The 24,181-nt window shown below is 69.0% G+C and carries 25 protein-coding genes; 11 read left to right on the forward strand and 14 right to left on the reverse strand.

Going from position 1 to position 24,181, the window contains the following annotated elements:
- Positions 1–2 precede the first annotated feature (2 nt).
- Positions 3–521, forward strand: a complete 519-nt coding sequence (locus IG65_RS0119385) for a hypothetical protein (protein ID WP_030516348.1) — start codon at positions 3–5, stop codon at positions 519–521.
- A gap of 187 nt (positions 522–708) precedes the next feature.
- A complete protein-coding gene (locus tag IG65_RS0119390) occupies positions 709–1,428 on the forward strand; it encodes a 3'(2'),5'-bisphosphate nucleotidase CysQ (RefSeq protein ID WP_030516349.1) in 720 nt (239 codons plus the stop codon).
- A 64-nt stretch (positions 1,429–1,492) separates the two neighbouring features.
- On the opposite strand, the gene IG65_RS0119395 is transcribed toward IG65_RS0119390, so the two are convergent.
- The 11 genes from IG65_RS0119395 to IG65_RS0119445 all read right to left on the reverse strand — a co-directional run bounded on the left by IG65_RS0119395 (position 1,493) and on the right by IG65_RS0119445 (position 12,126).
- A complete protein-coding gene (locus tag IG65_RS0119395) occupies positions 1,493–2,983 on the reverse strand; it encodes a DUF4153 domain-containing protein (RefSeq protein WP_231509289.1) in 1,491 nt (496 codons plus the stop codon).
- Positions 2,984–3,257: 274 nt separating this feature from the next.
- On the reverse strand, positions 3,258–4,280 hold the full coding sequence (locus tag IG65_RS0119400) for an ATP-binding protein (protein ID WP_051756505.1): 1,023 nt from the start codon (positions 4,278–4,280) through the stop codon (positions 3,258–3,260).
- Between the two features lie 56 nt (positions 4,281–4,336).
- Positions 4,337–5,038, reverse strand: a complete 702-nt coding sequence (locus IG65_RS0119405) for a response regulator transcription factor (RefSeq protein WP_030516352.1) — start codon at positions 5,036–5,038, stop codon at positions 4,337–4,339.
- An 82-nt stretch (positions 5,039–5,120) separates the two neighbouring features.
- Positions 5,121–5,924 (reverse strand): inositol monophosphatase family protein, encoded by an 804-nt coding sequence (locus tag IG65_RS0119410; RefSeq protein ID WP_030516353.1) that lies wholly within the window; start codon positions 5,922–5,924, stop codon positions 5,121–5,123.
- Positions 5,925–6,103: 179 nt separating this feature from the next.
- Positions 6,104–7,081 (reverse strand): acyl-CoA dehydrogenase family protein, encoded by a 978-nt coding sequence (locus tag IG65_RS36975; protein ID WP_030516354.1) that lies wholly within the window; start codon positions 7,079–7,081, stop codon positions 6,104–6,106.
- Between the two features lie 145 nt (positions 7,082–7,226).
- Entirely contained in the window at positions 7,227–8,324 is a 1,098-nt protein-coding gene (locus tag IG65_RS0119420; RefSeq protein ID WP_030516355.1) for an acyl-CoA dehydrogenase family protein, read from the reverse strand.
- A 54-nt stretch (positions 8,325–8,378) separates the two neighbouring features.
- Positions 8,379–8,795, reverse strand: coding sequence for a nuclear transport factor 2 family protein (locus IG65_RS0119425; protein ID WP_030516356.1), 417 nt, complete (start codon positions 8,793–8,795; stop codon positions 8,379–8,381).
- Positions 8,782–9,993: an amidohydrolase family protein gene (locus tag IG65_RS0119430; protein ID WP_030516357.1), complete on the reverse strand. Its 1,212-nt coding sequence runs from the start codon at positions 9,991–9,993 to the stop codon at positions 8,782–8,784. The genes IG65_RS0119425 and IG65_RS0119430 overlap by 14 nt, the downstream gene beginning before the upstream one ends.
- A 4-nt stretch (positions 9,994–9,997) precedes the next feature.
- Positions 9,998–10,339: a hypothetical protein gene (locus IG65_RS0119435; protein ID WP_030516358.1), complete on the reverse strand. Its 342-nt coding sequence runs from the start codon at positions 10,337–10,339 to the stop codon at positions 9,998–10,000.
- Positions 10,326–11,591: an aromatic ring-hydroxylating dioxygenase subunit alpha gene (locus IG65_RS0119440; RefSeq protein WP_030516359.1), complete on the reverse strand. Its 1,266-nt coding sequence runs from the start codon at positions 11,589–11,591 to the stop codon at positions 10,326–10,328. Before IG65_RS0119440 ends, IG65_RS0119435 begins: the two co-directional genes overlap by 14 nt.
- Positions 11,592–11,595: 4 nt before the next feature.
- On the reverse strand, positions 11,596–12,126 hold the full coding sequence (locus IG65_RS0119445) for a carboxymuconolactone decarboxylase family protein (RefSeq protein WP_030516360.1): 531 nt from the start codon (positions 12,124–12,126) through the stop codon (positions 11,596–11,598).
- A gap of 294 nt (positions 12,127–12,420) precedes the next feature.
- Between IG65_RS0119445 and IG65_RS0119450 the strand changes: the two genes are divergently transcribed.
- The 7 genes from IG65_RS0119450 (at position 12,421) to IG65_RS0119480 (ending at position 19,275) form a co-directional block, all read left to right on the forward strand.
- Positions 12,421–12,726, forward strand: a complete 306-nt coding sequence (locus IG65_RS0119450) for a hypothetical protein (RefSeq protein ID WP_030516361.1) — start codon at positions 12,421–12,423, stop codon at positions 12,724–12,726.
- 31 nt (positions 12,727–12,757) lie between these two features.
- Positions 12,758–13,936 carry an acyl-CoA dehydrogenase family protein gene (locus IG65_RS0119455; RefSeq protein WP_030516362.1) on the forward strand — a complete coding sequence of 393 codons (1,179 nt, stop codon included), beginning with the start codon at positions 12,758–12,760 and terminating at the stop codon, positions 13,934–13,936.
- A complete protein-coding gene (locus IG65_RS0119460) occupies positions 13,936–14,700 on the forward strand; it encodes an SDR family NAD(P)-dependent oxidoreductase (RefSeq protein WP_030516363.1) in 765 nt (254 codons plus the stop codon). The genes IG65_RS0119455 and IG65_RS0119460 overlap by 1 nt, the downstream gene beginning before the upstream one ends.
- Positions 14,700–15,944: a CaiB/BaiF CoA-transferase family protein gene (locus tag IG65_RS0119465; protein WP_036525174.1), complete on the forward strand. Its 1,245-nt coding sequence runs from the start codon at positions 14,700–14,702 to the stop codon at positions 15,942–15,944. Before IG65_RS0119460 ends, IG65_RS0119465 begins: the two co-directional genes overlap by 1 nt.
- A gap of 188 nt (positions 15,945–16,132) precedes the next feature.
- A complete protein-coding gene (locus IG65_RS0119470; protein WP_036525196.1) occupies positions 16,133–16,975 on the forward strand; it encodes an enoyl-CoA hydratase/isomerase family protein in 843 nt (280 codons plus the stop codon).
- Positions 16,968–18,113, forward strand: coding sequence for a thiolase family protein (locus IG65_RS0119475; protein WP_030516366.1), 1,146 nt, complete (start codon positions 16,968–16,970; stop codon positions 18,111–18,113). The genes IG65_RS0119470 and IG65_RS0119475 overlap by 8 nt, the downstream gene beginning before the upstream one ends.
- A gap of 13 nt (positions 18,114–18,126) precedes the next feature.
- Positions 18,127–19,275 carry an acyl-CoA dehydrogenase family protein gene (locus tag IG65_RS0119480; protein WP_030516367.1) on the forward strand — a complete coding sequence of 383 codons (1,149 nt, stop codon included), beginning with the start codon at positions 18,127–18,129 and terminating at the stop codon, positions 19,273–19,275.
- Positions 19,276–19,335: 60 nt separating this feature from the next.
- Here IG65_RS0119480 and bfr read toward each other — a convergent pair whose 3' ends face one another.
- From bfr to IG65_RS0119495, 3 genes are all read right to left on the reverse strand, one after another.
- Complete coding sequence (gene bfr, locus IG65_RS0119485) at positions 19,336–19,818, reverse strand: bacterioferritin (protein ID WP_030516368.1); 483 nt, start codon at positions 19,816–19,818, stop codon at positions 19,336–19,338.
- A 58-nt stretch (positions 19,819–19,876) separates the two neighbouring features.
- Complete coding sequence (locus tag IG65_RS0119490; protein WP_030516369.1) at positions 19,877–20,068, reverse strand: bacterioferritin-associated ferredoxin; 192 nt, start codon at positions 20,066–20,068, stop codon at positions 19,877–19,879.
- Positions 20,069–20,224: 156 nt separating this feature from the next.
- Positions 20,225–21,220: a GlxA family transcriptional regulator gene (locus tag IG65_RS0119495; protein WP_030516370.1), complete on the reverse strand. Its 996-nt coding sequence runs from the start codon at positions 21,218–21,220 to the stop codon at positions 20,225–20,227.
- A 98-nt stretch (positions 21,221–21,318) separates the two neighbouring features.
- Between IG65_RS0119495 and IG65_RS0119500 the strand changes: the two genes are divergently transcribed.
- The gene (locus IG65_RS0119500; protein WP_231509290.1) at positions 21,319–22,641 is read left to right on the forward strand and encodes an MFS transporter; all 1,323 of its coding nucleotides are present in this window, start codon (positions 21,319–21,321) and stop codon (positions 22,639–22,641) included.
- A 45-nt stretch (positions 22,642–22,686) separates the two neighbouring features.
- Positions 22,687–24,069 (forward strand): serine hydrolase, encoded by a 1,383-nt coding sequence (locus IG65_RS0119505; protein WP_063833670.1) that lies wholly within the window; start codon positions 22,687–22,689, stop codon positions 24,067–24,069.
- Positions 24,070–24,181 lie beyond the last annotated feature (112 nt).

Below are 24,181 nucleotides of genomic sequence, written 5' to 3' on the forward strand. Positions count from 1 at the left end.
CCATGCGCAACAAGATGATTCGCGGCGCGGCGAGTCTGTGCGGCATCGCGGTGATCGCAGCGGCGACCGTCACCGGCTGTAGCGACGACAAGTCCGACAGCAGCGCCTCGACCACCACGGCCGCGGCGGCGACCACCTCGGCGGCGGCGCCCGCCGCCGGGACGTCGGCGGCCGACCCGGCGACCACCAAGGCCGTCACCGACGCCTACGTGCTGTTCTTCGACGCCAAGCAGCCCGCCGACAAACGCGCGGCCGCGGTGGAGAAGGGCGACGTGTTCGCGCCGGTGCTGGCCGCCCAGGCGAACAACCCGCAGGCGCAGGGCACCTCCGCCACCGTCTCGAAGGTCGCCACGGTCGACGCCGGCCACGCCGATGTCACCTACACGCTGCTCATGGGCGGCAATCCGGTGCTGCCGGATCAGTCCGGGCAGGCCGTGCAGGAGAACGGGCAGTGGAAGGTCGCCGCCTCCACCTTCTGCGCTCTGCTGAAGTTGCAGGGCGGCACCGCACCCGCCTGCTGAGCGCCTGCTCCGGCCCCCTGATCGACCCGCAGCGACAGGGGGCACGCCGCCGCGGCCGCACCGGCTGGCACACTGCAAGGGTCCCGCCGATCACCGCGGGGCGATGCGAGCGCCGGCCGAACGCCGGCGCGCCACGTGCGCCCGGTCGGCGTCGGTTCGCCGTCCGGCGGGAGAGTGAGAACCGAATATGGACGACCACGCGGTGGCCGCCGAGCTCGCCCGGGAAGCCGGTGAGCTCCTGCTCGAGATTCGTGACCAGGGTGGTGCGGTCGGGGACCGGCGTTCCGACGAACTGCTGCTGAAGCGGCTCGCGGAGCTGCGCCCCGACGACGCGGTCCTGTCGGAGGAGAGCACCGACGATCCGATTCGCCTGTCCCGCAGCCGGGTGTGGATCGTCGACCCGCTCGACGGCACCCGCGAATACGGGCAGCCCCCGCGGGCGGATTGGGCCGTACACGTGGCGCTGGCGGTGGACGGCCGCGCCGAGATCGGCGCCGTCGCGCTTCCGGTGCCCGGGCTGGTGCTGGAAACCGGTGCGCCGCCGGTACTCCCGCCCGCCCACGACGGCCCGCCGCGCATCGTCGTCTCCCGCAGCCGCCCACCCGCCTGCGTGCACCATCTCACCGCCGCGCTCGGCGCCGACACCATTCCGATGGGTTCGGCCGGCGCCAAAGCCATGGCGGTCGTGCGCGGCGAAGCCGACATCTACGCCCACTCCGGCGGGCAGTACGAATGGGACTCCTGCGCCCCCGTCGCGGTGGCCGCCGCCGCGGGCCTGCACACCTCGCGCCTGGACGGATCGCCGCTGATCTACAACCAGCCCGACCCCTACCTCCCGGATCTGCTCATCTGCCGTCCGGAACTGGCGGACGAAGTCCTGGAAGCCTTGCGGGACTTCGGGATCTGAGTGGTGGCGGCCCGGCGCTACGGGCCGTCCGGCCGGGGCCGCCGTCACTGCGTGATGCTCGCGGTCATTCGCCCGCGCGCATCCGGGCCAGGTTCCAGCTGTTCCAGGTCTCGTCGTCTTCTCGGTGTGTGAGCCGCTGCCTCAGGTCGAGGCGGGTCGGTGCCGGGAGGCGGTCGAGGACGGGGACGATATCGGCCGACAGCCCGGACAGATAGTCCGCGTCGAGGTCTTCACCGCGCTGCCAGCGATCGATGTTCTCCGAGGCGACCAGCGCCTCGGGATTTGCGACGGCGAGCATCAGCAGCGCGGCCACCGCGGTCGCGAGGGTGGTGCGTGGCAGCCACGCCGTTTCCAGGCGCAGGACCGCGACGACCACCAGCAGGTACACGACGCCGAGCCAGAGTTCGCAGGTTCCGACCAGCAGACGCAGCACGGTGAATCCGTATGCCTGCTGATAGGTCCACATGCGACCGAACGCGGAGGCGATGATCACCAGGGTGAGCCCGCTGATCGTGCAGAGCAGGCCGCGCAGCCAGCGGCGGTCGGTCGCCGAATCCCTGGTGGCGCGGTGCAGGACGGGCAGGATGACGGCGAGGGTGAGCAGGGTGACCGCGGCCAGTTGCCAGAATCCACTGCGCGCGTAGTCGGCGTAGGTCAGCCCGGCGGTGCGCTGCACGTAATCGTCGCCACCGAACAGGGCCACCAGCTGCGCGCCGAGGAACGATGCGAACAACACCGTCAGCGCCCCGACCGGCAACGCCCATTCCAGTCGTGCCAGTGTGCGTTTCGCGGGTGTGCTCCCTGCGTCGGCAGGAGCCGGGGGCCCGGCGAGCACGTACAGCGCGCCGAGAGTTGTCGTAGCGGTGAGCAGGAACAGCACGATCCATCGAGTGGTGGTGGGGGCGTCCATGCGCGGCACCAGGCCCGTGACGATGGCGGCGAACGTGGCGTCGGCACCGGCGAGCAGCGGCACGAACACCGCCAGCAACGCCACCGTCGCGGCCACGGACGCACCGAGTCGCCAGTGCCGGGCTCCGGTGCTGCCGCGCAACCTTCCCTGCGCCGCGTACACCCAGGCGAGGGCGCCGGCCGATGCCAGCGGGACCGCGATCGCATCGTGGAACACCCCGCGCGCCGACGGCCGGCCGACCACGGCGAGCGATCCGCAGACGGCCGCCGCGATCAGGCAGAGGACGAACAACCACCCCGCGGCCCGGAAGGTGCCCACCGCGAGCAGTGCGAGTGCGGCGGCCGCCCACCAGCGGCTCGGGCGGTGCCGGCGCTCGGTGGGTATTTCCGCGCGGTCCGCGGCGCGACGATGGACGGTACCGATCGCGACGGCGATGGCGAAACCCGCTAGCAGCCAGCCGATTCCGGGCCGATCCACCGGCACGGCGGCTGCCGCGAACAGACCTGCCACTCCCGCGGCGGGCAGCACGCCCGCCGGGTAGGCGACCCATCGCGCGCGGGGCGCAACGGGTGGTGCGGACCGGGAGCCCCAGCGAGGCGGGTCGGCGACCACAGCTGTGGCGGTACCGGCATTCCGTGACCACACCGGCGCCTCGTCGTGCCCGGCTGGTGCCGAGCCGCCGGCGGTGGAGACGTCGTGCGACGCGCCGCCCGGAGTTTCGCCGGGGTCGTTCGGGACCGAGGCGTCCGCGGCTGAACTCGTCTCCGGGGCAGCCGGTTTCGCTGGGGCCGGAGGAGATGCCGGTTCCGGTGATCGCGTGGGGTCGGGGGTGGGTTCTTCGGGCACGGCCGGTCCTCCTGAGGGTGTGAGGTATCGGCCCGGGACCGAATCGGTCTGCCGGGCTGTGAGTTTCGGGCTGTCAGTGGTGGTGCGGCGCGGTGGCCGGGAGTATCACGCGAATCCGTGAGCCGGGTTCGGCCACCGCGATGGAGCCGTGGTGCAGGTCGACCACCCAGCGGGCGATGGCGAGACCGAGTCCGGTGCCGCCGTCGTCGGTGCTGCCGCCACGGGTGAAGCGGTCGAAGATGCGCTCGCGTTGCGCGGGAGGAATGCCGGGCCCATCGTCCTCGACATCGATGACCAGGCGCTCGCCCGCGATGTGGGCGAGCAGGCGGACTTCGCCGCCGGCGGGGCCGTGCCGGGCGGCGTTGTCCAGCAGGTTCAGCAACACCTGGTGCAGGCGGGCGCGGTCGGCGTACACGGTGGCGGTGGCGGGATCGATCGTGCTGCGGAAGTGGATACCGCGGCCCAGCGCCGCGGTCATGACCTCCGCCTCGGCGGTCACTGTCGCGAAAGTCGGTGCGATATCGAATTGTTCGCGGTCGAGCGGGATCGCTCCGGCCTCGATGCTGGACAGATCGAGGAGCTCGGAGACGAGCCGGCCGAGCCGTTCGGTCTGTGCCAGTGCGGTTTCCAGTGTTTTCGGATCGGGCTCGGATACGCCGTCCACCAGGTTCTCCAGGACGGCGTGCAAGGCGGTGATCGGGGTGCGCAGCTCGTGCGAGACATTGGCGATCAGTTCGCGGCGCTGCCGGTCGGCGGCGGCGAGGTCGGTCGCCATCCGATTGAACGCGTCGGCCAGTTGTCCCACCTCGTCGCGGGAGGATGCGCGCACCCGGCTCGTGTAGTCGCCGTGTGCCATGCGTTGCGCGGCGGCGGTCATCTCCCGGAGCGGCGTGGTGATGCCGTGCGCCAGGAACTGGGACGACACCAGGGCGATGAGCATCGCGGTCAGTGTGGTCATCGGCGGCAGCCAGCCGATCCGTTGACTGAACCAGGCGAAGGCGAGCCCACCCGAGAAGGTCATCAGAACGGCCAGTTTGAGTTTGATGGATCGGATTCGATCCAGCGGCCGCGGTAGCCGATCCGACAGCTGCGTCACCAGCCTCGCGGCCCGGAGATCGGCACGGTCGCCGGCGTCGAGGTCGGCCCGCGCGCTCATCGGCTCTCCAGGGCATAGCCGACGCCGTGGACGGTGCGGATCAGGTCGGCGCCGAGTTTGCGTCGCAACGCCTTGATGTGACTGTCGACGGCCCGGGTACCGGCCGCATCCGCCCAGTCCCAGACCTCTTCGAGAAGCCGCTCCCGGGCGAGCACCGCGCGGGGACGCCGGGCGAGACGGGCCAGCAGATCGAATTCCAGCGGCGTGAGCTGGGCTTCGACCCCGCCGCGCCAGACCCTGCGCTGATCGCTGTCGATGCGCAGATCGCCGACCACGGTGACCGCCCCGCGCCGATCACCGGCGCGCTCGACCCGCCGCAGCAGAGCATGCACGCGCGCGGTGAGCACCCGCAGCGAGAACGGTTTGGTCAGATAGTCGTCCGCGCCCACCCCGAGTCCGATCAGCTGGTCGGTCTCGTCGGTCCGCGCGGTGAGCATCAGCACCGGTATCGAGCGCTCGGCCTGGATCCGCCGGCACACCTCCAGCCCGTCGTAGCCGGGCAACATGACGTCGAGGACGACCAGATCCGGCTCGAACGTCTCGGCGGCCGCCACCGCCGCGGGACCGTCCGGAGCCGTGGTGACCGTGAACCCTTCGGCCCGCAGCCGAGCCGCCACCGATTCCGCGATCGTGGACTCGTCGTCCACGACCAGGATCCGCCGCGCTGTCGTGGCCTCCACCGGTGGGTTCTGTTCCATGCTCGGGGAGCCTAGCGAGCTCGTGTGGAGAGAACCGGTATCAGTTGTGGAGATTCTGTGTGGTCGGCGATGCCGAGGGGCGTCAGTCGCGCCGGCTTACGTACTCCAGTAACTCGTTGTGCAGCAACCCGTTCGACGCCGCCGCATTCCCGCTGAGCGGGTTCGGGTCGCCGTCGAAGCCGGTGAAGGTGCCGCCGGCCTCGGTGACGATGATCGCGTTGGCGGCCATATCGCCCGGCGACAGGCGGGGATCGGCGCAGATGTCGATCGCGCCCTCGGCGAGCATCATGTAGGACCAGAATTCGCCGTAGGCTCGGGTGCGCCACGCGTCGCGGGACAGGGTGAGGAAGCTGTTCAGGCGGCCGTCGTCCGCCCAGGCGCTGACGGTGGAGTAGGCGAACGATGCGTCGGTCAGGTTCGAAACGCCCGAGACTCGCAGCCGCGACGCCGAGGTCAGGCTGCGGCCGGTGAAGGCGCCGTGGTCCTTCGCGGCCCACCAGCGGCGGGCGAGTGCGGGCGCGGAGACAACGCCGACGATGGGGCGATATCCGCCCTCGGAGACCTCCAGCAGGGAGATCTGCGTGGCCCACACCGGCACTCCGCGCACATAGTTCTCGAGTCCGGTAATGGCGTCGACCACCCAGCAGCGCGGACCGCCACCCTCCAGTCCGTCACCCGCGCCCAGGACCGCATCGCGCGGGCGGGATCGGCGCAGCTGGCCGCGGACGAGTTTCTCCACGGCGTTCTCGGCGTCGCTCACCGTGGCCATATCCGGTCTCGCCCGGACCGCGAGGTCGAGGCCCTTGAACCGGTCCATATTCACCGCGTCGGCGGAATCGGCGAGGACATGGGCGAAACGGAGATCGTCGTCGAGGTGGTCGTGCACCACTGCAAGCTATCCGCAGCCGATGAACACTGCCACCGCCTCGGGTCGGCTCATGCCGAACCAGGCGTGCAAACCTCGGGGCATTGCGCGGTTTTCCGCATTCTTTGTCGAGGTTTGCACGATCTGTTCGGCCCCCGGGCACTGCAAGCGCCGGGCGAACGGAGCCGGCCGAAGACATCTCACAGCTGCGCGAGCCGCGGGGCGGTGCCGCGCGTGCGCACCCAGGCGCCCGCTTCGCGTGTCAGTTCCGCTGCGCTGCCGAGCAATCCGTCGAGGACCAGAGCCCGGCGAGCGTGCCGGTGAAAGTCGTGTTCGGCGGTGAACCCGATACCGCCCAGGACCTGCTGGCAGTGGCGGGCGGCGATCCGGGCGGCATGGCCGGCGGCGGCCTTGGCCAGCAGCGCGCCGAGATCGGTGTCGGCGGTGGCGAGGGTGGCCTCGGCGCCCTCGATGGCTACCAGGGTTTCGGCCAGGCGGTGCCGGACGGCCTGGTGGGCGGCCAGCGGACGGCCGAACTGGACCCGGTCGAGGGCGTGGCGGCGCGCGAGATTCAGCATCGCGCGGCTCGTTCCTGCCAGCCACCAGGAGAGCGCGCGGCGGCCCTCGGCCAACGGAAGCGTCTCGCCGGCGGAAACTCGGCGCAGCGGTAGCTCGGGGTCGAGCACCGGTGGTGCGGAAAAGTGTTGTGCAGCTACCGAATCGGGACCGCCGCGCACGGCGCCGGAGTCGCGGTCGGCACCAGTGGCCGACCGGCCTGTCGGGTCCGTCGCATCGGGCCGGGAACCGCCCGGCGTGCAGCCGACGATCGGATCGGCCCCCGGATCGACAGCGGTCCCGCTGGGCGCAGCCGGAGCGGATGGAGCTACGCCGGTTCGCTCCCACACGATCCAGTGGCCACCGGTAAAGGGAAGCGCGACGCCGGCAGGCAGGTCGCGGCCGGCGGCGTGCGCGATGACGTCGTTGAGCACGGGAGCATGGGCGCCGGTTTCACCGAGCAGCCGGAATACCAGAGGTATCGCCACTTCCGGAGTTTCGGTCAGCAGGTCGAGCCAGCCGAAGTCGAGGAGTGCGCGATCCAGTGTGTCACCCGTGCTGCCGGTCATGGTGGCGCGCAGGCTGTCGGTCAGCAGCGTGATCTCATCGGCATCCATGGTCATCCGTTCGAAACTCGGTGCGGTGCAGTGCAACCGGGGCCCCGGCCCTGTGGCGGCCGGACCGACCGGGCCATGCTGCGCGCCTTAAAGGGAGCCGAGGTCTCGGCCCACACGCGGCAACAACGCGCGGCAGATGAACACCCGCGTCTCATTCCCGCCCCAAATCGAGCAGGCGGCGCGCGATGATGTTGCGCTGGATCTCGGCCGTCCCGCCGTAAATCGTGGCTGCCCGCGAATACAGATATTCGGTACGCCATTCCTCGTCGTCGAATTCGACTGCGCCCGGAAGCATGTCGCGCGCGGTGTCGAACAGCTGCTGTTCGGCGGTGGCCAGCAGCACCTTGTCGATCGAGGTCTCCGGACCGAGCCGCTGTCCGTCCGCCAGCCGCCGCTGGGTGGCGTGCGAGCGGCACCGCACGGTGTGCAGTGCTAGAAAGGCAGCGCCCAGGGCGGCGTCGTCACGCAGATCCGTATCCGCGATCAGCGCGTCCAATCGGGTGAACAGGTAGGCGATCCGGTGCCAGAAGCAGGTGGACCGCTCGTGCGGCAGCAGATCCATCGCCACCCGCCAGCCGTCCCCGGGCTTGCCCAGCATGCGATCGCCGGGCACGACGACGTCGTCGAAATACACTTCGGCGAATTCGTCGACGCCGTGCATGGTCCGCAGTGGGCGCACGGCGATCCCGGGGGAGTCCATATCGACGAAGAACGCGGTGATGCCCTCGTGCCCCGGCGCGGTGCGGGTCAGCAGGACACAGCGGGCGGAGTACTGTGCCAAGCTGGTCCAGACCTTCTGGCCACTGATGATCCACTTGTCGCCGTCGGCAACGGCTTTGGTGCTCAGAGACGCCAGATCGCTACCGGAACCCGGTTCGGAGAACCCCTGGCACCACTGTTCGCGCCCCGACAGCAGCGCCGGCGCCATCGCGGCGGCCAGTTCCGGCCGGGCGTAGGAGATCATCGTGGGCGCCAGCACTTCCACCATCGAGTAGATGCCGGGTTCGGCCAGGCCGTGGGTGGCGACTTCCTCACCGAGTACCGCTCGTAGCACCGCGGGCCCGCCGAGCCCGCCGACCCGTTCGGGCCAGCCGTGGCGCATCCAGCCGGCGTCGAAGAGGGCGCGCCGCACCCGGGCCAGCTGGGCCACCTGGCCGTCGAGGCTGCGATCCGGGCCCGGTGTGAGGTCGTGGTCCGCCAGCCATCGCCGCAGATTGTCCCGAAACGTCGCGATATCCGTGGTACCCATCTCTGCGATTCCCTCGATCACTGTGTGCGAACGTCACTTTCGGGCCGGGGCCGCTCAGACGGCAGGGCGGTCGAATGCGTGCGGGATACCGGAATCGTGGTCGCCGCTGCGCCGGATGAAGGTCATTCTGCGGGTTTTGATCCGCCAGCCGTCGTCGGTGCGGACATAGGTGTCGCTGTAGTAGCCGATCCGCATGTCGTGGGTGGAGTGCTCGACGAAACACAACGTCTGCGTGCCGGAGGCGTTGTCGCCGTCGAGTTCGAGCACCGGTGTGCCGGTCAGGAACAGGCCCTTGGGCGCGGCCGCGACGAGTTCGGGGAACACGTCGAGGTTATAGGTGTCGCCGAAGGCGCTGTAGGTGCCGTCGGGGGCGAAAACGCTCAACAGCCCCTCGATATCGCCCTTCGTGATGGTGACCGCGTAACGCGCCAGCAGCTGCTGGATATCGAGCAGATCGTCATTTCTGGACATACACTTTTCCGCCTTTCATCACGAATCGCACGTCCTGGGTCACGGTGATGTCGTCGACGGGATTGCCCGGCACACCGATGATGTCGGCGAGCAGGCCGGGGGCGATCCGGCCGCGGTCGTCTGCGTCGATGAGTTCGGCGGCGTTGATCGTGCCGGCGCGCAACACGTCGATCGGTGCCAGTCCGCGTTCGACCAGTGCCACGAGCTCGTCGGCGTTGCGGCCGTGCGGGATGGCGGGAGCGTCGGTGCCGACCGCGATGCGGACCCCGGCGTCGTAGGCGGCCTTGACCGAGAGGCGCGCCTTCGGGAACATCTCCGCGGCCTTGGCCTGCAGCGCCGGATCGGCCTTGGAGACGTCCATGGCGTCGGCCAGGCGGGTGGTCGGCACCAGCCAGGTGCGGGCGGCGACCATCTGCGCGATGGTTTCGTCGTCGATCAGGAAACCGTGTTCGATGCAGTCGATTCCGGCGGCGATGGCGTGCCGGACCGCCTCCGCGCCGTGCGTGTGCGCGGCCACCTTGAGGCCACGCCGATGCGCCTCGTCGACGATCGCGCGCAGTTCCTCGTCCGAATAGTGTTGTGCGCCAGGGGCTCCGGTGAGCGACATGACGCCACCGGAGACGCAGATCTTGATCAGCTGGGCGCCGTACTTGATCTGGTAGCGCACGGCCTTGCGCACCTCGTCCACGCCGTTGGCGATGCCCTCCTCGATGGTGAGATGCAGGACGTCGGGCATGAACGCCGAGAACATGGTCGGATCCAGATGGCCGCCGGTGGGGGTGATGGCGTGCCCGGCCGGCACGATCCGCGGACCGTCCACCCACCCCTTGTCGATCGCCTTGCCCAGCGCCACATCCAGCAGATAGCCACCGGTTTTGACGAACAGGCCCAGGTTGCGCACGGTGGTGAACCCCGCGCGCAGGGTGCGGCGGGCGTTACCCACCGCCCGCAGCACTCGGGTGGCCGGATCGTCGGTGACGCTGGAGGCCAGCCCGGATTCCCCGCGCCCGCCCATGAGCAGGTTGACTTCCATATCCATCAGGCCGGGCAGCAGCACCATATCGCCGAGATCGACGACCTCGCCCTCGGGTTCGCCGCCCACGCCGACGATGCGGTCGTCTGCCACCCGGACCACGCCGGGGCGGATGATCTCACCGGAATCGATGTCGAGGACACCGGCGGCCTTCAGCGTCAGCATCGGCCTACACCACCGGCTCGCGCGCGAGATCCAGATAGGCCGCACCCGAATCGGGCACCCGCGGCTGCTTCCACACCTCGACCGGGAACGACACCATGATCAGCGACTGCATCAGGTGTGTCAGATACCGTGCGTCGTCGGGCATTTCGTCGAGCGGGAACTGGTCCAGATAGTCGAGCGCCTCCTCGAGCCGGGGGAACGCGGCGTCGTAGAACGCCTGCATCTGCGCCATATCGGAGGCGAGCCGTTTGCGATAGCGTTCGGGCTCGGTGTCGATGATCCAGTCGGAGAACTTCTCCAGTTCGGCGAATTCCCCGGGCAGTTTCTTCGTCTCAGACGTTGGCATCGCGGTACTCCTGAACTTTGCGCTGTGCGACATGATGCAGATGCCGCAGCAGGACTTCCTGGTCGTTGAGCGGGAATTCCTTGACGACACTGGTTTCCAGCATCGTCTGGGTGGCCTCCAAGGTGTTGGCGTCCTGCAACGCGTATTCCTTGAACGTCACGCCGGTCAATTCCTGCCGCAGCCGTTCGCGGGCGTTCTTGGGGGGTGTGAAATACAGGTTCGCCTCGAAGATGTGCGTGCGCACCGAGGTCGGCCACCAGTTGTAGGTGAGGAACCAGCCCGGCGCCCACACCAGGATCGCGAAATTGGGGAACACATCGAATTCGTCCACGCCCCAGGCGCGATGGCCGGACGGATTGATCCCGGGGGGCATGGGATCCAGCCCCTCGATATCGGGCCGGTCCCACGGTCCGAACAGGCCCGAGCGGAGCACTCGCTCGATCGGCTTGACCATGTCGAGGTCCTTCGGCGGGGCCATGCCGCCCCACGAGGACACCATGGAATGGGGGGTGTCGATCTGGTAGTGCAGGGCCTCGAAGCCGACGTCGGCCAGTTTGTCGGCCTCGTCCTTCACCGCCTGCTTCATATGCAGGATCGGCGCGTGATAGAACTCGGCGAACGCGTCGATGAACAGTTTCCAGTTGCTGCCCACCTCGGCCTTGTAGCTGTAGACCTCGGTGAATTCGTGGAAGGGAAATCCCTCCAGCCCCTTCACCATCGGGCCGAGGTAATCCTGCAGCGGCGGGGCGTCGGGGTCGACATTGACGAAGATGAACCCCTCCCACACCTCGCAGCGCACGTCGGCGAGGCCGTAGTCGGCCTTGTCCATGCCGAAGAATTCCTTCTCCTGCTGAACGAAGGTGCACGTGCCGTCGAGGTTGTAGCGCCAGGCGTGGTACTTGCAGGTGAACTGCCGGCAGGTGCCGGAGGTCTCCTCGTTCGGGAAGTCGTCCCAGACGAGTTTGTTGCCGCGGTGGCGGCAGATGTTGTGGAAGGCCCGGATCACGTCGTCGGTGCCGCGGACGATGATCAGCGAGGTGCCGATGCAGGCCAGTTCCTTGGTGAAGTAGCTGCCCTTGCGCGGCAGCAGCACATCGCGGCCGACGCACAGCCAGCTCTTGCGGAAGATGGCGTTGCGCTCGTCCTCGTAGAACTGCGGGTCGATCGAATCGGTGTAGTCGACGGTGCCGGTCCCCAGTTCGGGATAGTTCTCGGTCCAGCTTCCGGCGGCTGGTTTGCTGAAGTGCGGCAAGGGATTACCTCTCGTGATCGGGCTGGATGCCGAAGGTGTTGAAGGCCATCGCGACCATGGCGTAGCCGCCGACGGTGAAGACCAGATCCATGCGCTGGCGTTCGTCGAGGTAGTCGCTCAACGCGGCCCAGGTGGTGTCCGACAGCTGCGACTTCTCGTCGAGTTCGTCGACCGCCGCGAGCAGCAGCCGATCGAACTCGCCGGTGAGCCGTCCGTCGCGGATCCCGTCGATGTCGGCGTCGGACAGGCCGGTGGAATCGGCCATCGCGACATGGTGGGCCCATTCGTAGGCGCACTGACGGCGGTGCGCGATGCGCAGGATCGCGATCTCGCGCACGCGCGGCGGCAAGGTGGATCGGAACAGCAGGTAGACGCCGAAGCCGAGATATGCCTCGGCCAGGTCCGGATGTCTGGCCAGAGCCGACATCGCGGGTCCGGCGCCGTCGGGATTGCGCCGAGCACGTGGCAGCAGAGCGGCCAGGGCACCGCGGGTCCGATCGTCCCATTGGTCGGCCGGCAGGGGCGGCAGGCGCATCCTCTCCTCCTCTCATTCAGGAGAATGACATTCTCCTCAACGGACCAATAGATTTTCACGTGAGGGGTCGACTCGTCAACGTTCGGTACGAAGTGCGGGAAATTCCCTGCTCAGAAGTGGTCCGCGCGAGGTGTGCGGAACGTCGGACGGTTGCCGCTGTCGGCGACGGCGTCGGTCCGGTAGGACTGCCGACTGCGAGCGGGAGCCGATCCCGACGCAGAAGTAGAAGGTTGATTCTCCAAATATGAGAAGATAGTTTTCTAGTCGCACAGTCCAGGAAGAGGAGTCGAGAGCATGGCAGCCCTGCGTCCCGGTGAACAGCTCGCCAGCACCGTCTGCGGCACCAAGGTGGTGGTGGTGCGCGCGCCCGCCGATGCCAGTCCCGTATTGACCTGTGGCGGAAGCCCTCTGGTTCCGGCCGCGAGCGCGCCACCGGCCGCACCCGCGGCGGGAGAACCGGTGACACTGATCGGCAAGCGCTACGTCGACGCGGCCGATTCCGTCGAATTGCTGTGTACCAGTTCGGGTTCCGGTGAACTGCGCTGCGACGGAACCCCGATGACGATCAAGGCGGCCAAGGCGCTGCCGGCCTCGGACTGAGGGGTGCGGTGACCGGAGAGCAGGAGTGCGCATGTCCGCCGGAATGACATTCGAACCGACCGAGGATCAGCAGCTGATCCGCTCGGCGGTAGCGGAACTGTGCCGAAAATTCGACGACCGCTACTGGATGCGCAAGGACCAGGACCACGAATTCCCCACGGAGTTCTACCAGGCGATCGCCGCCGGTGGCTGGCTCGGCATCACCATCCCCGAGGAGTACGGCGGCCACGGCCTGGGCCTGACCGAGGCGACCATCCTCGCCGAGGAGGTCGCCCGCTCGGGCGGCGGAATGAACGCCGCCACCGCGATTCATCTGTCGATCTTCGGCATGCAGCCGGTGGTCCGCCACGGCTCCGAGGAGCTCAAGCGGCGGACGCTGCCCCGGGTGGCGGCCGGAGACCTGCACGTCTGTTTCGGGGTCACCGAGCCGGGGGCGGGCCTGGACACCAGCCGGATCACGACCTTCGCCCGCCGCGACGGCGACCATTACATCGTCAACGGACGCAAGGTGTGGATCTCCAAGGCGCTGGAATCGGAGAAGATCCTGCTGCTGACCCGAACCACCGGCTACGACGAGGTGAGGCGCAAAACCGATGGGATGACCCTGTTCCTCACCGATATCGACCGCGCCCACATCGATATCCGCCCGATCGCCAAGATGGGTCGCAACGCCGTCTCCTCCAACGAGGTGTTCATCGACGATCTGCGGATTCCGGTCGAGGACCGCGTGGGCGAGGAGGGCGAGGGTTTTCGGTATCTGCTCGACGGGCTGAATCCGGAGCGAATGCTCATCGCCGCCGAGGCGCTCGGCATCGGCCGCGTCGCGCTGGACCGGGCGGTCAAATACGCCGGCGAGCGTGTGGTCTTCGACCGGCCGATCGGCATGAATCAGGGCATCCAGTTCCCGCTCGCCGATTCGCTGGCCCATCTGGATGCCGCGGAACTGGTGCTGCGCAAGGCGACCTGGCTCTACGACAACGGTAAACCCTGTGGCCGCGAGGCGAATACGGCCAAATATCTGTGTGCCGACGCCGGCTTCACCGCCGCCGACCGTGCCATGCAGACCCACGGCGGGATGGGATATGCCGAGGAGTACCACGTGGCCCGCTATTTCCGCGAGGCGCGCGTCATGCGCATCGCCCCCGTCAGCCAGGAAATGATCTTGAACTACCTGGGTTCGCACACATTGGGATTGCCGAGGAGCTACTGATGCCGGCACGAGGACTTTTCGATCTGACCGGCCGCGCGGCCATGGTCACCGGCGCCGCGGGCGGCATCGGATCGGCGGTGGCGCAGGCGCTGGCCACCGCCGGCGCCGCGGTACTGGTCACCGATATCGACGCCGCGGCCGCGGCGGCGGTCGCCGACAAGATCGCCGGCGCCGGGGGGCGGGCGGCGAGTTGCGCGCTGGACGTATCCGACCGCGGCGCCGCCGATTCCGCGGCCGAGCAGGGCGCGGCGCTGGCCGGCGGCACACTGCACATCGTGGTCAACAACGCCGGTGTCACGGCGCCCGCGATGTTCGGCGCCACCACCGTCGATTCGATGCGCCGCCTCTACGACATCCACGCGCTGGGCACCTTCAACTGCGCGCAGGCGGCGCTGCCGTATCTGCCCACCGACGGCACCGGGCGCATCATCAACGTCACCTCCTCGGCCGGGTTGACCGGAACCCTGGGGCAGGTGAACTATTCGGCCGCCAAGGCCGCGATCGTGGGCATCACCAAATCGCTGGCCCGCGAGCTGGCCCGCAAGAACATCCTGGTGAACGCGCTGGCCCCGCTGGCGGCCACACCGATGACGACCACCATCCGCACCGACGAGAAATTCGCCGCGCAGATGCTGAACCGAATTCCGTTGCGGCGCTGGGCCGAACCGGACGAGGTGGCCGGAGCGTTCGTCTTCCTGGCCTCCGACGCCGCCTCCTTCGTCACCGGGCAGGTGCTGCCGGTGGACGGCGGCATGGTGATGTGATGATCATCGATCCGCAGGCGGCGGGCCCGCTCGCCGGGGTCACGGTGGTGGCGCTGGAACAGGCGGTGTCCGCGCCGATGTGCACGCGCACCCTCGCCGATTTCGGGGCCCGGGTGATCAAGGTGGAGAACCCGGACGGCGGTGACTTCGCCCGCTACTACGACGACGTGGTCGAGGGCCAGGCCGCGCATTTCGTGTGGGTCAACCGCGGCAAGGAATCGGTGACCCTCGACCTGAAATCGCCAGCGGGCGTGGAACTCCTGCATCGCCTGCTGGAGCGCGCCGACGTGCTGGTCGCCAATCTGGCCCCCGGAGCCCTGGACCGGCTGGGATTGTCTCCGGCCGAGGTGGAGAGCCGGCACCCGGATCTGATCTCGCTGACCATCGACGGATTCGGCGCGGGCGGGCCGCTGTCGCACAAACGCGCATACGACCTGCTGGTCCAGGCCGAGGCCGGGGTGTGCGCGGTGACCGGCACGGCCGGCGCGCCCGCCAAACCAGGCCCGCCGGTGGCGGATGTGACCACGGGCCTGTACGCGGCCCTGTCGATCGTGTCCTCGCTGTGCGGGCGGCTGCGGCGCGGGCCGGGCCCGGGCACCGCGATATCGGTGAGCCTGTTCGACACCATGGCCGAGATGATGGGCTATCACCTCACCTACGCCCGGCACAGCGGAATCGACCAGCAGCCGCTCGGCATGAGCTCACCGGCGGTGGCGCCGTACGGCGCCTACGCGACGGCCGACGGGCAGACCGTGGTGCTGGGCACGACGAACGACCGGGAATGGCAGCGGCTGGTCCGCGACATCCTCGAACGCCCGGATCTCGCCGCCGACGACCGCTTCCGCACCAATCCCAGCCGGGTCGCCCATCGCGCCGAGCTCGACGAGGCGATCGGAAGCTGGTGTGCGCGACACGATCTGGCCGACATCCAAGCGTCCGCAGACGCCGCCGGAATCGGCAACGCGCGCTACAACCGGCCCAGCGAGGTCCTGGCCCACCCGCAACTGTCCGAGCGCGACCGCTGGCGCGGTATCGACACCCCGAACGGGCCGATCCCGTCCCTGCTGCCCCCCGCCGTGATCGAGGGCTACCAGCCGCCGATGGGCGCGGTGCCGGGCCTGGGGGAGCACACCGATGCGGTGCTGGCCGAAATCGGCTGCAGCGCAGACGAGATCGCTCGATGGCGAGCGGCGGGCGTGATCGGCTCCCGCCACGCAGGGGTGGCTGCCGCTCATGTGCGCTGACTCGATCGTCGACCGCGCCGCGTCGCCCGTGATCTCGGGCCGGAGTGAGGGATTCGGCCGGTGGAATACCGCCGCGGCCGTGGCGGCCGGCCGAAACACCGGGCCCGCACGTTCGACGCCGCGTACCTCGTCGTGCCCGTGTCATGCCGGTGGCAGGGCGCGTGGCCGCCCGGAACGGGAGCACCGTCATGGTCTCGCATGACCCGGTCCTGCACTGCGCCGATCAAGCGGGTGTGCGGACGCTGACCTTGAATCGGCCGCATCGCAAGAACGCGATCGACGCCGAACTGTGGGCGGCGCTGCAGGACGTGCTGCGCGCCACCGCGACAGACCTGGATGTGCGCGTGGTGGTTCTCACCGGCGCGGGTGGTGAATTCTGTTCCGGCGCCGATATTTCCACGCCCGACAACACCCATCCGACCTATCGGATGCGGGCGCTGACCGAGGTGGCGCTGGCACTGCACGAGCTGCCGATGCCGACCGTGGCGAAGGTCCGCGGCGTGGCCGTCGGTGCCGGGTGGAATCTCGCGCTCGGCTGCGATTTCGTCGTGGCGACCCCGCGAGCCCGGTTCTCCCAGATCTTCGCCCGGCGCGGGCTGTCCCCGGATCTGGGCGGCACCTGGCTGCTGCCCAAGATCGCCGGACTGCAACAGGCGAAAAGGCTTGCGCTGCTGGGGGAGACGATCGACGGCGAACAGGCGCGCGAACTGAACCTCGTGACGTGGCTGTGCGAGGACGCCGAACTCGACGGTTTCGTCGACGACCTGGCGGCGCGGCTGGCGGCGGGACCGCCGGTGGCGCTGGCCCAGACCAAGGCCTTGCTCAACGAGGGCGCCGACCGCAGTCTGCGGGAGGCGCTGGCCGGGGAGGCGCGGGCGCAGGGGATCAATTTCGCCACCGCCGACGCACCGGAGGCGTTCGCGGCCTTCGCCGAGAAACGCCCGCCCCGGTTCACCGGCCGGTGGACGGTCACCAGACCGCCGATCCGCCGTGCGGATCGGCCCGACGACGAAGGTCGAACAGATGCGTGAGGTAGTCATCGCCGCGGCGGTCCGCACCCCGATCGGCAAACGCAACGGCGCTTTGGCCGATATCCACCCCGTGGACCTGTCTGCGCTGGTGCTGACCGCATTGGCCGAGCGCACCGGTCTGGATCCGGCGCTCGTCGACGACGTGATGTGGGGATGCGTCTCGCAGGTCGGCGACCAGTCGTCGAATATCGGCCGCTATGCGGTCCTGGCCGCGGGCTGGCCGGAAGCGGTTCCCGGCACCACGATCAACCGCGCATGCGGATCCAGCCAGCAGGCGGTCGATTTCGCCGCCGCCGTGGTCGGCTCGGGACAGCAGGACCTGGTGGTCGCCGGCGGTGTGGAAGTGATGAGCCGGGTGCCGCTGGGCTCGGCCCGCGCCACCGGCATGCCGTACGGGCCGAAAGCCCGTGCGCGCTATCACGATTTCTCCTTCGACCAGGGGATCTCGGCCGAACTCATCGCCGAGAAGTGGGGCTTTTCCCGCACCCGCCTCGACGACTACGCCGCGCGCTCGCACGAACTGGCGGCCGCGGCCGTCGACCGCGGGGCCTTCGACGACCAGATCGTCGACGTGCCCGCCGGTTCGGCCACGGTCGGCGCCGACGAGGGCATTCGCCGCGGCACCTCCGCCGACACGCTGGCCCGGCTGAAACCGGCCTTTCGCGCGGACGGGGTGATCCACGCCGGCAACTCGTCGCAGATCTCCGACGGCGCGGCCGCGGTGCTGATCACCACCCCGGACAAGGCACGAGACCTGGGGCTGACACCGCTGGTCCGCTATCGCGGTGGCGCGGTGACCGGCGCGGATCCGATGCTGATGCTCACCGGCCCGATCCCGGCGACGGAGAAGGTGCTGCGCCGGTGCGGGCTGTCGCTCGCCGAGATCGGTGTGTTCGAAGTGAACGAGGCGTTCGCGCCGGTGCCGCTGGCCTGGCTGGCCGAAACCGGCGCCGACCTCGGCCGGATGAATCCGCTGGGCGGGGCCATCGCGCTCGGCCATCCACTCGGCGCCTCGGGCGCGGTATTGCTGACCCGCATGATTCATCACATGCGCGACAACGGCATTCGCTACGGCCTGCAAACCATGTGCGAGGGCGGCGGCACCGCCAACGCCACCGTCGTCGAACTGCTGAACTGATCGGAGGACCGGCGTGCGCCGAGAACTGTTCACCGCCGACCACGAATCGTTCCGGGCACTGGCCCGCGAATTCATCGACAAGCATGTGGTCGAGAACTACCCGGACTGGGAACGCGCCGGCCGGATGCCGCGTGAAATCTTCACGCGGCTGGGCGAATTGGGCCTGCTCGGCATCGCGATTCCCGAGGAGTACGGGGGAGCGGGGCTGCGCGACTACCGCTACAACGTGGTGCTGCAGGAGGAGGCGGCGCGGGCGCTGGTCACGCTGTCGACCGTGCGCACCCAGTTGGACGTGATCCTGCCGTACTTCCTCGACTACGCCGACGCGGCCCAGCGCGAGCGCTGGTTTCCCGGCCTGGCGTCGGGCCGGCTGCTGACCGCCATCGCCATGACCGAACCCGGCACCGGATCCGATCTGGCCGGGGTGCGGACCACCGCCGTCCGCGACGGTGACCACTACGTTCTCAGCGGAGCCAAGACGTTCATCACCGGTGGGCTGCTGGCCGATCTGGTGATCGTGGTGTGCCGGACCTCGACCGATCCGGACAACCGCCGGCACGGGCTGACGCTGCTGGTCGTGGAGGACGGCATGCCCGGCTTCTCGCGTGGCCGGGTGCTGGAGAAGATGGGCTGCAAGGTGCAGGACACCGTCGAGCTGTCGTTCGACGAGGTGCGGGTGCCGGTGGCGAACCGTCTCGGTGCGGAGGGCGCGGCATTCGGCTACCTCGGCCACAATCTGCCTCAGGAGCGGCTGACCGTCGCCGTCGGATCGGTGGCGCAATCGCGCGCCGCGCTCACCGCCACCATCGACTATGTGAAGCAGCGCAAGGCATTCGGCACGCCGGTCGCCGCGTTCCAGAATACGAAGTTCGAACTGGCGGCCATGTCCGCCGAGATCGAGGCGGCTCAGACCATGCTGGACCGGGCGGTGGCCGACCTGGTCGACGGGGAACTGTCCGGGGCCGACGCCGCGCGCGTGAAGCTGTTCTGCACCGAGGTGCAGGCGCGGGTGGTCGATCGCTGCCTGCAGCTGTTCGGTGGCTACGGCTACATGATGGAATATCCGATCGCGCGGCTCTACACCGATGCCCGGGTGGCGCGCATCTACGCCGGAACCAGTGAGGTGATGAAGACGATCATCGCCAAATCACTGGCGTTGTAGGCGCTTTCGGCGCACGAACACCCGGCCGCGATGCCTCGGCGGCCGGGTGCTGTGACGGCGTCAGTCCCCTTCGGGGGTATCGGTGTAGCGCTGCAGATAGAGCTGTTCGCCCAGCGTGCTCAGCAGTTCGAGCTCGGTTTCGAGGTAGTCGACGTGACTTTCCTCGTCCTCGAGGATCGACTCGAAGATGCGGGCGGAGGTGACGTCACCGCGCGAGCGCATCAGCTCGATACCACCGCGCAGCCGGGTCACGGCCTCCATCTCGATCTCGAGGTCGGCGCGCAGCTGTTCCGGGACGGTCTGGCCGATCCGCAGCGGGTTGAGCTTCTGGTAGTTCGGCAGACCTTCGAGGAACAGGATCCGATCGGTGAGGACTTCGGCGTGCTTCATCTCATCGAAGGATTCGTGGCGCGTGTGCTTGGCCAGCTTGGGGTAGCCCCAGTTCTCCTGCATCTTGGCGTGCAGGAAGTACTGATTGATCGCCGTGAGTTCGGCCGTCAACTGCTCGTTGAGTAGCGCGATGATTTCCTTGTCGCCTTCCATGATGTGTGATCGTGGCACAGATCACAGATCAGGGGAATGAGCGGGGTGCGTGTCGGTGTCAGGCAGCGGTCGACTCGGCCGGTTCGTCGGTGCGCGCCCGGCCTATCGCCTCGGCCAATCGGGCGGTGCACGAGCCGCAACCCGGCTTCCAGCCACAGGCCTTCTTGACTTGTCTGGTCGAACAGGCGCCGGCGGCGACGCAGGTGTGCACGTCCGCTTCGGAGACGGCATTGCAGATGCAGATGTACACGGTCGGCCTCGGATGCTCTGACGACAATTGCAGGGTCTTTTCGAGAGGTAAGCCTCGCCTAAACAGGTAACCCTTGCCTAAGGTAGCACCCGGGTGGCGGGGGTTGTCAATGGGGCGGCGCGCGCGTCGCGGACATGCTCCGGGCCGGCGACGTGCTCACCGCGTCACCGGCTGCTCTCGCTGCGCCCTCGGCTGGCGGAAGGTCCTTCGATAGGCGATCGGCGAGACGCCGAGTTGAGTGCGCAGGTGGTGGCGCAGCGAGGCGGCGGTGCCCATACCGGCGGCCCGCGCGACCTCGTCGACGGTGAGTGCCGTGGTTTCCAGGAGATGGCGCGCGTGGCGCATCCGCTGGTGCAGGATCCAGGCGCCGGGTGCCGTGCCGGTCTCGGCCTTGAAGCGGCGGGTGAACGTGCGCACGCTCATCCGGGCGTGTGCGGCGAGGGTGGTGAGATCCAGATCGTCGCTCAGTCGCGCGAGCGCCCATTCCCGGGTGGCGGCGGTGCTTTCCGCGCCCGGATCGGGGACCTGCTGTTCGATGAACTGGGACTGCCCGCCTTCACGCCACGGCGGCACCACACAGTGGCGGGCGGCCCGGTTCGCGGCCGCGCTGCCGTCGTCGGAGCGCACCAGATGCAGGCACAGATCCACCCCGGCCGCCAGACCCGCTGCGGTGCAGACATTTCCGTCCTCGACGAACAGCAGATCCTCATCGAGCAGTACGGCGGGAAACAGGGTGCGAAAGTCCGCCGCGTATTTCCAGTGGGTGGTGGCACGGCGGCCGTCGAGGATGCCCGCCGCGCCCAGCACGAACGCGCCGGTGCAGATCGAGACGATGCGCGCATCGGACCGGATCGATGCCAGCGCATCCGTCACCGCGCGCGGCAGGACGCCGTCGCGGCGCGGGCCCGGCATGGTCGTACCCGGCACGATCACGGTGTCGGCGTGGGCCAGCAGGTCGGCGCCGTACTCCGGCGTGACGGCGTAGCCGTTGGTGGACGGGATCGGGGACCGGTCCAGCCCGCAGATCCGCACGTCGTAGAGCGAGGTGCCGTCGTCGGCGGTGGCCGCGCCCAGCACGGTCGGCGGAATCGTCATATCGAAGCCGACGATGGGGGCCAGGGCCAGGACTGCCACCAGATGCGGATCGGGCACGGTCGTCTCCTCGTCGCGGCGCAGGTATGGCTGAATCTTTACGCATTATGGCATTCAGGCCACTCGTCGGCGACCGCGCGATTCGGCACGCTCACTCGGTGACCGAAATTCGCCTCACCGACCACATACCTTCGCCGTCACCGGAGCGGCCCACGCCCCGATTCGCGCGTCGTCCGCATCCTGCGTGGATTGTCGCCGCCGTCGGCTTCGTCGCCCTGCTGGGCGCGGCCGCGTTCCGCTCGGTGCCCAGCGTGCTGATGGATCCGCTGCACGAGGAATTCGGCTGGTCGCACGGCACCATCGGCGCCGCGGTCTCGGTGAATATGCTGCTGTACGGGGTGATTTCGCCGTTCGCGGCCGCGCTGATGGACCGGTTCGGCATTCGGCTGGTGGTGGCGTGCGCGTTGCTCCTCGTCACCGCGGGCAGCGGGCTCACGGTCTTCATGACACAGCCGTGGCAGTTGATGGCGACGTGGGGGCTGCTGGTCGGCGTCGGCGTGGGATCGATGTCGATGCCGTTCGTGGCCACCATCACCGGACGCTGGTTCGTCCGGCACCGCGGACTGGTCACCGGTGTGCTCACCGCGGCCGGCGCCACCGGACAGCAGGTGTTCCTGCCGCTCGTCTCGATGCTGGCCCGCGACCACGGCTGGCGGGCCCCGGCACTGGTCGTCGCCGCGACCGCCCTGGCCGTGGTGCCGCTGGTGGTGCTGTTCATCCGTGACTTCCCCGGCGATATCGGACATACCGCCTACGGCGCCGGCCCCGGCAGCGACGCGGGCCTGCGCACCGCGGCGGCCGGCGGGGCCGCGCGGGCGCTGACCGTCCTGGCCGCGATCGTGCGCCGGCCCGTATTCTGGCTGCTGGCAGGGGGTTTCGCGATCTGTGGCGCCTCCACCAACGGATTGATCGGCACTCATTTCGTCAGTGCCGCACACGATCACGGCATGCCGCCCACCACCGCGGCCGGACTGCTGGCCACCGTGGGCATCTTCGACGTCGCGGGAACGATCGCCTCGGGCTGGCTCACCGACCGCATCGGCTCGCGGTACCTGCTGACGATGTACTACGCGCTGCGCGGCCTGTCGTTGCTGATTCTGCCGATGCTGTTCGCTCCCGATGTGCGGCCGAGCATGTGGGTGTTCGTCATCTTCTACGGTCTGGACTGGATCGCGACGGTGCCGCCGACGGTCGCGCTGTGCCGCGAACACTTCGGCGCCGACGGGGCGATCGCCTTCGGCTGGGTGTTCGCCTCACATCAGATCGGCGCCGCGATCGCCGCATCCGGGGCCGGCTTCATCCGCGACGTGCAGGGCAGCTACCAGCCGGCCTGGTTCATCGCCGGAGGTCTGTGCGCGGTGGCGGCGGTGATGTCGCTGAGCATTCGCCAACCGCGTCCGCGAGAGGCGCTGGCGCAGTAGAGTTTCAATCCCGGCTCCACCGTTCCCGATGAGGGAGGTCGTGCAGTGCCCGTGGTTTCCGTGCCGATCCGGCCCCGGCTGATCGCCGGGGCATTGACCGGCGTCGCAGTTCTGTTCGTCGCCTGCGGGTGCGGATCGTCGTCGAAACCCGCGCCCGCGAGCACCACGTCCGCCGCGGCGACCACCTCGCCGGCCCCGGCAATCCATCCGCTCGACGAGCCCACGTTGCGCGGCATCGTCGAGTCGGTGGCGCGTCCGGCGTCGGTGCCGGGCGCCGTGGCGTTCGTCCGCACCGCCGCCGGCGACGTCGGCACCTCCTACGGCACCCGCACCTTCGGCGGCGGCCCGGCGGTCACCGCGGCCGACCATGTGCGCATCGGATCGCTCACCAAGACCTGGACCGGCACGGTAATCCTGCAACAGGTGCAGGAACGCAAGCTGGCCCTCGACGATCCGGTCTCGAAGTACCGCACCGATGTGCCCGGCGGCGCGGCCATCACCATCGCCCAGCTGCTCGACATGCGCAGCGGCCTCTACAACTACAGCGAGACCCGGGAACTCGCCGAGGCCATGGACGCCGATCCGGGCCGGGTGTGGCAACCCGACGAACTGCTCGCCATGGCATTCGCGCACCCGCCGTATTTCCCGCCGGGACAGGGCTATCACTACTCGAATACCAACACGATCCTGCTGGGGCTGATCGCCGAGCAGCTGGACGGCAAACCGCTCGAACAGATCATGCGGGATCGGCTGTTCGGACCGCTCGGGCTGACTCAGAGCTCGTTCCCGGCGCGCACGTCGGCGGCCATACCCGACCCGCATCCGCAGGGCTACATGTACGGCACCAACGTCTTGACCATGGGATCTCCACCGGCGTTGCCGCCCGAGATGCAGGCCGAGGCCAAGGCGGGCCGGCTGCTGCCCGGTGATCGGACCGCGGACAATCCCTCCTGGGGCTGGGCCGCGGGTGCCGGGATCTCCACGGTCGGGGACCTGGCGACCTGGGCCGAGGCGCTCACCGACGGCAAGGTCCTCGACGCCGACATGCAGGGCCGGCGCATGAGCAGCCTGCAGGCGACCGATCCGGCCAACCCGCCGGAGGCGCCGCAGTACGGTCTCGCCATCGCGAAATTCGGAGCGCTGTACGGACATACGGGTGAGCTGCCCGGCTTCAACACCTTCGCCGGATCCGATCCGGCGCACAAGGTGACCGTGGTGGTGTGGGCGAACCTGGAACCCACGGCCGCCGGCAGCGCGGCCGCCACCGAGATCGCCAAGCACATCATCGAGCACCTCTACGGAACGGGCGCCGCGACGACCACCACCGCAGCCGCCACCACGACCCCGGCCACCGCCACGACGGCCGCCACGGCCCCGGGCAGGCCGGCCCCGCTGTCGCCGACCGCCACGCCCGCACCCAGCCGGTGAGTCGTCGAAACGAATGCAGCAACGTTTCGGCATCCGATACTCGGATGCGTACCGGCCCGTGCCGATGTCCAGTAGCGTCGACGTGGTTACGAATTGGCTAACGATACGGCCG

This window comes from Nocardia sp. NRRL WC-3656 (assembly GCF_000720265.1).
Classification (GTDB): domain Bacteria; phylum Actinomycetota; class Actinomycetes; order Mycobacteriales; family Mycobacteriaceae; genus Nocardia; species Nocardia nova.